Origin of the sequence: Kitasatospora sp. NPDC087271, assembly GCF_044744605.1 — a bacterium.
Lineage (GTDB): Bacteria > Actinomycetota > Actinomycetes > Streptomycetales > Streptomycetaceae > Kitasatospora.
Genome location: NZ_JBIUYQ010000052.1, coordinates 1 through 11,011, shown reverse-complemented (window position 1 = coordinate 11,011; position 11,011 = coordinate 1). Strand labels below are relative to the sequence as shown.

At 71.2% G+C, this 11,011-nt stretch carries 11 protein-coding genes and 1 pseudogene; 6 read left to right on the top strand and 6 right to left on the bottom strand.

Translation table 11 applies throughout. The features are described 5' to 3' along the window. Nucleotides 1-722: 722 nt before the first annotated feature. Genes ACIO9K_RS37750 through ACIO9K_RS37740 form a run of 3 tightly spaced genes read left to right on the top strand, consistent with a single transcriptional unit; the run spans nt 723 to nt 2,805 of the window. Nucleotides 723-1,262 carry an SRPBCC family protein gene (locus tag ACIO9K_RS37750; protein ID WP_400336427.1) on the top strand — a complete coding sequence of 180 codons (540 nt, stop codon included), beginning with the start codon at nt 723-725 and terminating at the stop codon, nt 1,260-1,262. Further along, the gene (locus tag ACIO9K_RS37745) at nt 1,259-2,146 is read left to right on the top strand and encodes an alpha/beta fold hydrolase (RefSeq protein ID WP_400336425.1); all 888 of its coding nucleotides are present in this window, start codon (nt 1,259-1,261) and stop codon (nt 2,144-2,146) included. Before ACIO9K_RS37750 ends, ACIO9K_RS37745 begins: the two co-directional genes overlap by 4 nt. Beyond that, complete coding sequence (locus ACIO9K_RS37740) at nt 2,143-2,805, top strand: 4'-phosphopantetheinyl transferase (protein WP_400336423.1); 663 nt, start codon at nt 2,143-2,145, stop codon at nt 2,803-2,805. Before ACIO9K_RS37745 ends, ACIO9K_RS37740 begins: the two co-directional genes overlap by 4 nt. A 154-nt stretch (nt 2,806-2,959) precedes the next feature. On the opposite strand, the gene ACIO9K_RS37735 is transcribed toward ACIO9K_RS37740, so the two are convergent. Further along, nucleotides 2,960-3,799, bottom strand: coding sequence for an SAM-dependent methyltransferase (locus tag ACIO9K_RS37735; protein ID WP_400336421.1), 840 nt, complete (start codon nt 3,797-3,799; stop codon nt 2,960-2,962). Nucleotides 3,800-3,918: 119 nt separating this feature from the next. Then, nucleotides 3,919-4,593, bottom strand: coding sequence for a helix-turn-helix domain-containing protein (locus tag ACIO9K_RS37730; RefSeq protein WP_400336419.1), 675 nt, complete (start codon nt 4,591-4,593; stop codon nt 3,919-3,921). Between the two features lie 182 nt (nt 4,594-4,775). Here ACIO9K_RS37730 and ACIO9K_RS37725 point away from each other — a divergent pair, with 182 nt between their 5' ends. The 3 genes from ACIO9K_RS37725 to ACIO9K_RS37715 all read left to right on the top strand — a co-directional run bounded on the left by ACIO9K_RS37725 (nt 4,776) and on the right by ACIO9K_RS37715 (nt 8,431). After that, a complete protein-coding gene (locus tag ACIO9K_RS37725; protein WP_400336417.1) occupies nt 4,776-5,966 on the top strand; it encodes a cytochrome P450 in 1,191 nt (396 codons plus the stop codon). Between the two features lie 299 nt (nt 5,967-6,265). Beyond that, on the top strand, nt 6,266-6,967 hold the full coding sequence (locus tag ACIO9K_RS37720; protein ID WP_400336415.1) for a hypothetical protein: 702 nt from the start codon (nt 6,266-6,268) through the stop codon (nt 6,965-6,967). A 102-nt stretch (nt 6,968-7,069) separates the two neighbouring features. After that, on the top strand, nt 7,070-8,431 hold the full coding sequence (locus ACIO9K_RS37715) for a M64 family metallopeptidase (RefSeq protein WP_400336413.1): 1,362 nt from the start codon (nt 7,070-7,072) through the stop codon (nt 8,429-8,431). 73 nt (nt 8,432-8,504) lie between these two features. Here the strand turns inward: ACIO9K_RS37715 and ACIO9K_RS37710 are convergent, their stop codons facing one another. From ACIO9K_RS37710 to ACIO9K_RS37695, 4 genes and pseudogenes are all read right to left on the bottom strand, one after another. Further along, on the bottom strand, nt 8,505-8,864 hold the full coding sequence (locus ACIO9K_RS37710; RefSeq protein ID WP_363589722.1) for a hypothetical protein: 360 nt from the start codon (nt 8,862-8,864) through the stop codon (nt 8,505-8,507). Nucleotides 8,865-9,182: 318 nt separating this feature from the next. After that, entirely contained in the window at nt 9,183-9,791 is a 609-nt protein-coding gene (locus tag ACIO9K_RS37705) for a DUF1772 domain-containing protein (RefSeq protein ID WP_400336411.1), read from the bottom strand. Nucleotides 9,792-9,990: 199 nt separating this feature from the next. Then, nucleotides 9,991-10,650 carry a hemerythrin domain-containing protein gene (locus tag ACIO9K_RS37700; RefSeq protein ID WP_363633641.1) on the bottom strand — a complete coding sequence of 220 codons (660 nt, stop codon included), beginning with the start codon at nt 10,648-10,650 and terminating at the stop codon, nt 9,991-9,993. 84 nt (nt 10,651-10,734) lie between these two features. Further along, nucleotides 10,735-11,011: pseudogene (locus ACIO9K_RS37695) on the bottom strand (NmrA family transcriptional regulator); the annotation flags it as partial.

The window sequence follows — 11,011 nt, the reverse complement described above, 5'->3', positions numbered from 1 at the left end:
ACAACCTCACCAACACCAAACACAAATACGACCCCACCCACACCCTCACCCCCGGCCAAAACATCTTCCCCTAACAACACAAACACACAAACACAGAAACAGAAACACGCACAGGAACAGACCCACAGAAACACAGACACAGGTAACGCACACAGACACAGCCACAGGCACACACGCCACGAGCCACCGACCGCAGACACACAAGCACAAGCACAAGCCACGGGCACCGAGCACAGACACAGGCGCCAACACAGGCATAGACATAGGCACACAGGCACCGGCATAGCCCCACAGGCCACGAGCACCGACAAATAAACACACAGGCACGCAAGCACCGACACAGGCACAAAAACGCCGACACGCGGCACGCAGGCACGCAGGCACGCAGGCACGCAGGCACGCAGGCACGCAGGCACGCAAACAGAAGACACCAGAAACACGGCAGCCCAGACACAAGAACACGCGCAGGCACAGGAACACAGCAGACATGCACCAATAAAACAAGCAGACACAAAAACACAAACAAACCAACAAGCAAACCACAGACACAAGCAACAAACGCCGGACCGCAGACGGCAAGCGGCAAGCGGCAAGCGGCAAGCGGTGAACGGCAAGCGGTGAACGGCAGGCGACAGACAGAAAAGAAATACAGACCAAAATACCAATAAACCAGAAGACCCTAAGGCTCGAACGCCCGAAAAAAGAACTCAGGAACGCAAGGCATCAGAACCTCAGGAACCCAGAAAAAGACAGGAGGGCCCGCCATCCACACCTACGACCTCGTCAACGAAGCCGTCATCCACGCCCCCACCCACCAGGTCTGGAACCACCTCATCGCCGAACTCAACGGCACCACCACCTGGTGGACCCCCCACAACACCCACCAACCCGGCAACCCCACCCCCGAACACCCCGGCGGCACCACCCACATCACCGTCCACCCCAACGGCCACACCAAACCCGGACCCAAAATCCACTTCACCGCCACCACCACCCACATCACACCCCCACACACCCTCACCACCACCCACACCGGCCACTTCACCGGCACCACCACCTACACCCTCACCCCCACCCACAACAACCAACACACCAAACTCACCATCACCTTCACCACCACCCCCCACGGATGGCCCACCCTCCTCCCCAAACACACCATCCCCAACCAACACACCAAAGCCACCCACAACGCCCTCACCAACCTCAACCACCAACTCACACAACACACAAACACCACAGACGCAGGCAGGAGCACCTCGTGACCACCACCACTGACATCACCATCACCGACCTCACCACCACCACCCCCGACGGCGCCCGCCTCACCGTCGCCATCCACCACCCCGCCCACATCGACCCCCACGACACCACCCCCACCAGCACGCCCCTGATCGTCCTCGCCCACGGCTGGGGCGCCACCCACACCGTCTGGCACGCCACGGCCCGGCTGCTGGCCGCGCAGGGCCACACGGTCGTCGCCTACGACCAGCGCGGCCACGGCACCAGCACCCTTGGCGACAAGGCCCTCACCATCCAGCAACTCGGGCGCGACCTCGCCACCGTCGCCGACACCCTCGCCCCTCACCGCCCCGTCGTCATCGCCGGCCACTCAGGCGGCGGTTACGCCGCGCTCGCCTACGCCACCCAGCTCTACGCCGACGCCCCCCGCACCGCGCCCGAGCGCCTCGTCGGCCTCCTCCTCGCCGCCAGCGCCGCCGACGACCAGCAGACCCCTCCGGGCGAACTCCGCATCATGAAGACGAAGGCCTTCCAGCGCGCCCTCAAGAGCCCCCGGCTCGGCCGCCAGCTCCTCAAGAAGACCCTCCACCCCAACACCCCCGCTCACACCCAGGAGACCAACCGCCGTCTCTTCGCCAACACCAACCCCCACACCCGTCTCACCACCTTCGCCTCCACCAGCACCATGGACCACACCCCCCACCTCCGGAACATCACCACCCCCACCACGATCCTTCGTGGCACCCACGACACCTCTGTCGGCCAGACCCACATCCGCACCCTCCAAACCCACCTCCCCAACACCACCGTCGCCACCCTCGACGACGCCGGCCACATCCTCCCGCTCGAAGCCCCTCACCAACTCGCCCGCCAGATCCACCAGCTCACACTCACATCGCAGCGGTGACCACCACCTCCCTCACCACCGAGCTGGGCAGGCTCCTGCCACCAACTGTCCACTGCACCGAGGCCTTCGGGCCGCCGCCCCAGGGCGCGCTCCTTCCTGCGGAGCGCGCCCACATCAGTGGCCGATCGCCCCGCAGGCAGCGGCAGTTCACCGCCGCCCGTACGCTCGCCCGTCGTGCTCTCGCCCAGCTCGGCCACCCTCCGGTCCCGCTGCTCCCGGGGCCAGGCGGAGCCCCCGAGTGGCCGTCGGGGGCCGTCGGGAGCATCACCCACTGCGACGGTTACACCGCTTGCGCTGCGGCGCACGCGGCCGATGTCATCTCGCTCGGGATCGACGCCGAGCCTGCCCTACCGCTCCCCGACGGGGTCCTCGCCCTCACCGCCTCCGAGGACGAGCGTCACCGGATCGGCCGGCTACCTCACGGCCAAGTCCCTTGGGACCGACTGCTCTTCAGCGCCAAGGAGGCCACCTACAAGGCCTGCTACCCGCTCACCCGACGCTGGACCGGGCTGGCCGGCATCTCCGTGCGCCTCCACCCCGACCGCACCTTCACCGCCCACCACCCCCACCTGCCCGGCCGCTGCCACGGCCGCTGGACCAGCACCGATGCCGTCCTCCTCACCGCCCTCACCATCCCGCACGGGACCACGACCGGCTGAGCGCGCAGCACCGCAGCACCGAGGGGACAGTCGACGGATCGGTCAGAGGGACCACCCGACCGGCAAGGAACCCGGCCCATGGCACTGGCCCACACGCTCACGCTCATCGCCGACGCCGCCGCCTGCCCCGTCTGCCCCACCTGGGCCTTCGTCCTCAACGGGCAGAACTGTCCCGGCCGTTGTCGCCGGTGCGCACCGCTTCGATGAAGCCGGTGGTGCTCGGGCCCGAGCCGGGCGGGAAGGGGCGGCCGTACGCGGCGGCGACCTCGTCGAGCAGGGTGAGCCGGGTGTTCCAGCCGTGGGCGTCGAGCCACTCGTGGGTGTGGGGGCCGAGGCCGCCCTGCCACAGGTCGGTGATGTGGGCGAGGGCCGGGTCCTGCGGGGTACTGGTCACGTCCCGGCCCTTTTCGAGCAGCAGTCGGCTGCCCGGGGCGGAGAGGGTGCCGACGGCGGTGAGCAGGCCGGCCGCCTGGTCGGCGGTGAGGTAGACCAGCAGTCCTTCGGCCAGCCAGACGGTGGGCCGCCCCGGGTCGAGGCCGGCTTCGACGAGGCGGCGCGGCCAGTCCGGGTCCAGCAGGTCGCCGGGCAGCGTGGTGCGTTCGCCGGCCGGGTCGGCGCCGAGTTCGTCCAGGACCTGCTGTTTGAAGGTCAGGACGGGCGCGAGGTCGAGTTCGAAGAGGCGGGTGCCGGCCGGCCAGTCGAGCCGGTAGGCGCGGGCGTCCAGGCCTGCCGCGAGCAGGACGACCTGGTCCGCGCCGGCGGCGAGCAGGCGGTCGTCGTAGAAGCGGGTGCGCAGGATGCCGTGGACCACCAGACCTTTGGCGAGGCCGCTCGCCGGTCCCGAGGTGGGCATCGGCATGCCGGAGGCGGTGACGAAGGCGGCGGCGTAGGGGTCGGTGAAGAGCGGTTCGGGGCGGGAGCTCTCGTAGGCGCGCACCAGCGCGACGGACAGGGCCGTACGGGAGACCGGGCTCAGCGGGTCGGTGGTCGTCATGCCCGGGAATCTACCCCCGCGCCGAGTCGGCCGGGCCGGCACTCCCCCTCGCCTGGACCAGGCCGGGCCGGACGGGCACCTGGCCTGCGGGAAGGGCGAGTTGACGCACCGCCACGAGGTCACGTCAGGAGGTGACGCCAGCGGTCGGCGGACTCCATCGTGTCCCGGATGACGCGTTCCAGGAACGTCCCGCCCCTGGCCAGCCGCTGCCCCACGGGGCTGTCGGGCCCGAACTCCGCCGCGGCCGTCATCGCGATCCGCGCCGTCCCGAGCGTCTCCCGCGAGCCGATCATGATCGAGTGGTACCAGGCCTCGTCGTCGACCACGTAGATGTCGCGACGCCGCTGCGGATCGCGTTCGCGCCGGACGTACCCGTGCTGGACCAGGTAGTTCACGGCCACGGAGACGGAGGCCGCACTGACGTTCAGCCTGCGGGTCAGCTCGGCCGCGGTGCGCCTGCCGTCCTCGGACAGCAGCAGGTCGATGTGCACGCGCGCCGTCATCCTCGGCAGCCCCGTTCTGACCGCCATCTCGATGATCTCCTCTCCCGTCGGGCTGTCCGAGGGCCCGTCCGCAGGCGGCGGCGCCGGGGTGCCGCGCCGCGCGCGCTGGACCGTCGCCCGGTGCGCCTGTTCGGGCCGGTAGCCGCCGGGGCCGCCGTTGCGCCCGATCTCCCGGCTGATCGTCGACGTCGGCCGGTCGAGCCGCCTGGCGATCTCGGCGTAGGAGAGCCCGTCGGCGAGTCCGGCCGCGATGCGCTGGCGGTCCTGCTGGGTCAGTCGTCCTCCTGGCATGCCGCCAGTATTGCCTTCGCATTCATTCATTGCAATGCAGCATTGCATTCGACTTCAGCGTCATTGCATCAATTTACCGCTGTTCACCTGGGATAACTTCTTCGACCGATTGCGACCATGCTGAATGCAACGTAGCTTTCGAAGAGTCCCGAAGACGCATTTCCGCGAGATGAGGAACGGTCATGGGTGAATCCGTCCACACCGTCACCACGTTGCCGACGGCGCGCCCGCCCGGCTGCCCCTTCGACCCGCCGGCCGAGCTGACCGACGCCCGACGGCACGGCCCCCTCAGCCGCTACACCCACCCCGGCGGGGCGGCCGGCTGGCTGATCACCGGGTACGAGCTGGTCAGGTCGGTCCTGGCCGACCCTCGGTTCAGCTCGCGCAAGGAGCTCATCAACGTGGGCGACTTCGAGATTCCTCCGGCTCCGCCCGGCGAGTTCCTCCTCATGGACGACCCGCAGCACGGGCGCTACCGGAAGCCGCTGGTGGGCAAGTTCACCGTGCGGCGGATGCGGCTGCTCGCCGAGCGCGTCGAGCAGATCACCGCCGAGTGCCTGGACGCCATGGAGGCGGCCGGGCCGTCGGCGGACCTGGTGACCGCGTTCGCCAAGCCCATCCCCGCCATCGTGATCTGCGAGCTGCTGGGGGTGCCGTACGAGGACCGCGGCTCCTTCCAGGAGCAGATCGACTCGTTCGTGAACGGGGAGACGAGCGACGAGGAGCTGATCGCGGCCTACACGGCGACCCAGCAGTACCTCGCGGAGCTGGTGGCCGCCAAGCGCGCGAACCCCACCGACGACGTGCTCAGCGATCTCATGGACGGCGACCTCACCGATGAGGAGCTGAGGGGCGTCAGCCTGATCCTGCTGGCGGCCGGGCTCGACACCACCGCGAACATGCTGGCGCTGGGCACCTTCGCGCTCCTGCAGAACCCGGCGCAGCTGGCCGACCTGCGCGCCGACCCGACGCTCACCGGCCGGGCCGTCGAGGAACTGCTGCGGTACCTGAGCGTCGCCAAGTCGTTCATGAGGACGGCGCTGGAGGACGTCGAGTTGGGAGGCCAGACCATCAAGGCCGGCACGACGGTCATCCTGTCGTACAACACCGCCAACCGTGACCCCGAGCGCTTCGCCAATCCCCACGTGCTCGACTTCCGGCGGCAGTACGCCGGGCATCTGGCCTTCGGCCACGGCGTGCACCAGTGCCTGGGGCAGCAGCTGGCCCGCGTCGAGCTGAGCGTCGCGATCACCGCGCTCGTCAAGCGCTTCCCGACGCTGCGCCTGGCCGTACCGGCGGAGGAGGTCGGCCTGCGGCCGGAGGTTGCGGACATCTACGGGGTGAAGAGCCTCCCGGTCACCTGGGACGCGTGACCGGGAACCGGCCCGGGCGAGGTCGGGGCCAGGGTCGGGGTCCGGGTCGGGATCGGGGGACCCGCCCGGACGGAGCGGCCGAGGTGGTCCGCCCGCGCCCGGAACGGCCGAAAACACGCGGGCGCCGGCGCACTCCCGCCCTCCCGGCATGGCACAAGTCCGTTACAGCGGTGCCGGGTTTCCTCCCGCCCCGCACGCATCCCTGGCATCATCCAAGTCCGTGCCGCCCCCGGAGCCGCCCACGGCGTGCCGGGGCGTCGGCCCGCATGGCGACCGACGTCCAGACGAGGGGGAGTCCGATGACGCTGTTCGGCAAGCCGCCGGGCCCGCAGGACGCCCGGCCGCGCGGGCGGGCCACCGCGCTGACCCTGCGGGTCCTGGCGCAGGCCCTGCTCCTGCTGCTCGGACTGTCCGCGGTCGGCCTCGGGTTCGCGCGGTTCGTCGGCGCGTACCACGAGGGGTGGGCGTACCGCGGCGCCCCGGTCTGCGGCGCTCCGGCGATCGGGCCCGGGGTGGACTGCACGCTGCGGGAGAGCGGGCGGGTGACGAAGAGGGCGGTGGAGCGGGACGGCGACTCGACCTCGTACACCCTGACCGTGGCCCGCGAGAAGGCTCCGACCGGCACCTACGACGTCGGGGAGGCGTTCTACGACGACGTGCGGATCGACACGGTCGTGAACCTGACGGTCTGGAGGGGCCAGGTGGTCGAGGTCGACCACCAGGGGCACCGGGCCCGCAATCCGCACACCCTGTGGCTGGCCATCCTGAAGCTGGCGCTGCTGATCGGCGCGGGCACGGCCCTGATCACGGGCGGCCTGCTCGGGCCGAACGTGCGCTCCTGGTGGATCCCGGCCCGGATGTCCGTACCCGTGGCGGTCACCACGCTGGTGGGTGCCGCCATGCTCCTCCCGATGGACTGGCCGCTGCCCGTGACCGTGACCCTGGCCGTCCTGGCCTGGCTGCTCGCGCTCTCCGTCATCAGCGGGATGTCCGCGGAGTAGCGGCCCGGAGCGGATCCGGAATGCCCCTCACAGGTTGTCAGGTTCTCAACATGGGAAATAGGCTGCCACCTCCCGCTCACGCCACCACCGGGGAGGCCACCCATGCCCAGCAGTACCAGGAGCCGCAGGACCAGAACCGCCGCAACCCTCCTCACCGCCGCCCTGGCCGCGGCCCTCCTCGGCGGCGCCCCCGCGCTCGCCGCGCCCGGAGCCCCGCCCGGACCCACGACGGGCGCCGTCCCCATAGCCGCTCCGGCGGACGACCGGCACCCGGTCGAGGTGTTCGGCGAGGACGGCGGCATCTCCCGGGCCCTCGTCCCCGGCGGCTCCCCGTACACGGCCGGCTCCCGCGCCCAGGGCGTGGCCCCGCTCCAGGACGACGGCGACGTCACCGCGCTGGTGCGCAACGGCGATCCGGCCGCCAAGCTCGACGTGGTGGTCATCGGCGACGGCTACGCGACGCAGGAGCAGGAGAAGTTCCGCAGCGACGCGGCCGAGAAGTGGCGCGAGATCACCGCCGTCGAGCCGTACGCCACCTACCGCAACCTGTTCAACGTCTGGGCGGTGTCGGCCGTTTCCCCCGAGTCGGGCGTCTCCGGGGATCCGGACCAGACGACCGTCCGGCACACCGCGCTGGGCTCGTACTTCTGGTGCGACGGGGTGGAGCGGCTGCTCTGCGTGGACGAGAAGGCGGTCGAGCGCTACGCGGCCAAGGCCCCGCAGGCGGACCTGGTGATCGTGGTGGCCAACAGCACCAAGTACGGCGGCGCGGGCTACAACGACGTGAAGTCCCCGCTCGGTTACGAGGGCATCGCCACCGTGGCGGGCGGCAACGCGAAGTCCGGGCAGATCGCGGTGCACGAGACCGGGCACTCGCTGGGCAAGCTCGCCGACGAGTACGCGTACGACGGCCAGGGCACCTACCAGGGCGCGGAGCCGGCCGAGGCCAACATCAGTACGCTGACCGCCGACCGGATGCGCGCCCAGGGCACCAAGTGGTCCCGCTGGCTCGGCCGGACGTCACCCGACGGCGGGACGGTCGGCGCGTACGAGGGCGGCGGCTACTACCCGACGGGGCTGTACCGGCCGACCGAGAACTCGATCATGCGCTCGCTCGGGCGGGAGTTCAACCTGCCCGGACGGGAGGCGATGATCGCCGGCTTCTACCGTCACGCGACCCCGCTGACGAGTCCCGTCTCCACCGCCACCCGGCTCACCTCCGCCAGCCGCCTCACCGTCGACCTGCCCGTCCCGGGCACCCGGCTGCGCTGGTTCCTGGACGGGCGCGAGCTGCCCGGACAGCGCGGGCGTACCGCGCCCGACCTCGCCGCCCTCCACCCGGGCGGACCCCGCTCCCGGCCGCACCTGCTCACGGCCGTCGCCACCGACCCCACCCCGGCGGTGGCCGACCCGGCGCTGCGCGAGCACCTGACCGGGAGCCTGTCCTGGCTGGTGACGCTCTGACGCGCGTGCACCACGGCGACGGCCCCGGGCCCGGCAGCGCGGCGCTGCCGGGCCCGGGGCCGGTCGTCCGTACCTACCGCCCGCCCTCTCCCGGCCTGCGCGGGGGGTTGCGCCGCAGCGGGGCCAGTTCCCGGGCCAGCGTCCGCACGTCCACGGCTATCCGCGCCGCGAGTTCGCCCGGCCCCGCGTCGCCCGGCAGGCGCCGGGACCAGGAACGCGCCTTGGCCGGACCGTCCTGGACCATGTCGAAGTTCAGCCGGACCGCCCCCGCCACGTCGGCCAGGGTCACCAGGATCCGGGTGTCCACGAGGTCGATCGTGACCTCGTTCCCGATGCACGAACACGCCACCAGACCCTCGATGTCCTCCTCCGCCAGATATCTGGCCAGGGGTACCGCTCTCCCCCGGATCAGGTACGGACGTATCACCGCCACCACAGACCCCGCCCCCTCTCCAGCTCACCGGACACGCCGACCACCGTACGGCCCGGCAACGGCGCAAGCGCGCCGCAACGACCGGGCCCGCCCATGCTCCACCCATAGCCCCCGGATCGCCAAGTCCAGGACGTCCCAGGCGACTTGACCGACAGCACTGGCCCGGCGCACCGGCGCACGCCCCGGCGCACTCGGGCGCCCCGCCGCCGAGCCCGGCGGCAGCAGGCCGGCCGCACCCGAAACGCACGAACGCCCGCCCGCACGAGGCGGACGGGCATTCCCCCGGCCGCGCAGCCCTGCGGCGCGCGGCCGGGCCGCTCAGCGGCCCAGGCGGCTGAACCGGCCGTGCAGGACCAACGAGCGGCTCAGGGCCGCCAGGCCCGCCGTGCAGAGCAGCGTGCGGAGCATGTTGGCGGCCACCCAGGTGCCCTCGAACTTGGCGCGCACGCCGGCGAAGTCGTGGATCTGGGACGGGTCGCCGGCCGCCGCCAGCTCGTTGTTGAGCGGGATGTTGACGCCCATGGTGACCATCAGCGCCACCACGTACAGCACCGTCGCCCCGGCCGCCCACAGCGCCGCCTGGCGCCGGCCGGCCTTGTGCTGGAGCCAGGCCGCCACGCCGGTGGCGGCGAAGGCTCCGACGAAGACCAGGCCGAACATCCCGTTCTCGATCGACGAGTTGATGTGCTGCATCGCCGTCACGTACGTCCGGTCGTCCCCGGCCGCGAGGCCGGGCATCACCGACACGTCGAAGGCGAAGAACAGGCCCGCCATCAGGCCCATCGCGATGGTGGCGCCCGCCAGGACGGGCCCGGCGGCGCGGCCCTGCCCGACGGTTCCGCCGTACGGTGAACTCCCCTGCCGCACACCGCCGATGGCCGACGGGACCGCGTACGACACCGGTGCCGACCTCTGATCCGAACGCATCACAGGACCCCTTTTCACTCTCCCGGCCCCGCAGGACGCGGCGCCGGCGAACAGCGGAACGAACGACACCACCCACCGTGCGATGCCACCCGCAACGGAACCGCGACAACCGGAACCCCGCTACGCGCCACGACACTTGCGGCACCGGAGAGTGCCGGGTGCCGGGAGGAGTCCAGGGGAGTTGGGAAGGGGCCCGCGGTCACAGAACCGGGTTCAGGGTGCGCCGGTACCGGCGCTCCAGCACCGTACGGCCGATCAGCCGCACCGGGCCCGGGATGGTGGCCGACACGGCCCGCACGGACGCCGCGTCCGCGCCGTCGAACATCCACGGCTGCAGGTACGTCATGACCTGCCCCGGCGCGCTCTGGATGATCCGCCGCTCCACCCGCAGGTACTCGTCCACCGGCAGGCCCGCGATCGCCGGGAACACCACCGGTTCCTCGTGCCCCAGGTGCTCGCGGATCAGGTTCTCGAACCCCGCCGCGGCCTCGGGCAGTTCGGCGATCCGGCGAGCGGAGAGCACGTCCGCGACCCGGCGCATCGTCCGGTCGAGCGCTTCGTGGTCCTGCTCCAGGATGCCGCCGCCGTCGAAGCCGGCCAGCCGCTCGCGCAGGAAGGGCCAGAGGATCTCGTCCTCGCTGTGGTGGTGCCAGTCGATGACGGCCCGCAGCCGGCCGAACCAGTCCGCCAGGGCCGCCGCGGGGCCCCAGCCGCCCGCGGACGAACCCCGGGCGGCGGCCGCGCTCAGCCGCGCGGCGTCCCGGCGCATCGCCACGTGCATCAGCCCGAAGCCCCGGATGTGCCCGGGCAGCGCGCCCACGCCCTGCTCACTCGACCAGACCTGCTTGCCGTCCGACATGGCCAAACCTCCACTGTTATGTCCGGATACACGACCGACGCCCGCCCGGTGGCGGCCTGTTCGGGCCGCCACCGGCGAGCCGGATCACACGTTCCACACGCCCGAGGCGGCGGCCTCGCGGGCGAAGTCGGCGAAGTCCCGCGGCTCACGCCCCAACGCCCGCCGCACCCCGTCCCCCAACGAGGCGTTACGACCGTCCAGGATCACCGAGAACAGCTCCGCGAAGTCCCCCGGCAGACCCGCCTCCTCCAACACCCCCCGGTACACCGCCTCCGACACCGCCTCGAACCGCACCTCACGACCCGTCGCCCGCGACAACTCCACCGCCACCTCCGCGAACGACAGCAACCGCGGCCCCGTC

What these genes read in the sequence shown, in the direction of transcription:
- ACIO9K_RS37735 (WP_400336421.1), bottom strand. Translation starts at nt 3,799, where the DNA reads ATGACGACCACCGACCCGCTGAGCCCGGTCTCCCGTACGGCCCTGTCC.
- ACIO9K_RS37730 (WP_400336419.1), bottom strand. Translation starts at nt 4,593, where the DNA reads ATGCCAGGAGGACGACTGACCCAGCAGGACCGCCAGCGCATCGCGGCC.
- ACIO9K_RS37725 (WP_400336417.1), top strand. Translation starts at nt 4,776, where the DNA reads ATGGGTGAATCCGTCCACACCGTCACCACGTTGCCGACGGCGCGCCCG.
- ACIO9K_RS37720 (WP_400336415.1), top strand. Translation starts at nt 6,266, where the DNA reads ATGACGCTGTTCGGCAAGCCGCCGGGCCCGCAGGACGCCCGGCCGCGC.
- ACIO9K_RS37715 (WP_400336413.1), top strand. Translation starts at nt 7,070, where the DNA reads ATGCCCAGCAGTACCAGGAGCCGCAGGACCAGAACCGCCGCAACCCTC.
- ACIO9K_RS37705 (WP_400336411.1), bottom strand. Translation starts at nt 9,791, where the DNA reads ATGCGTTCGGATCAGAGGTCGGCACCGGTGTCGTACGCGGTCCCGTCG.
- ACIO9K_RS37700 (WP_363633641.1), bottom strand. Translation starts at nt 10,650, where the DNA reads ATGTCGGACGGCAAGCAGGTCTGGTCGAGTGAGCAGGGCGTGGGCGCG.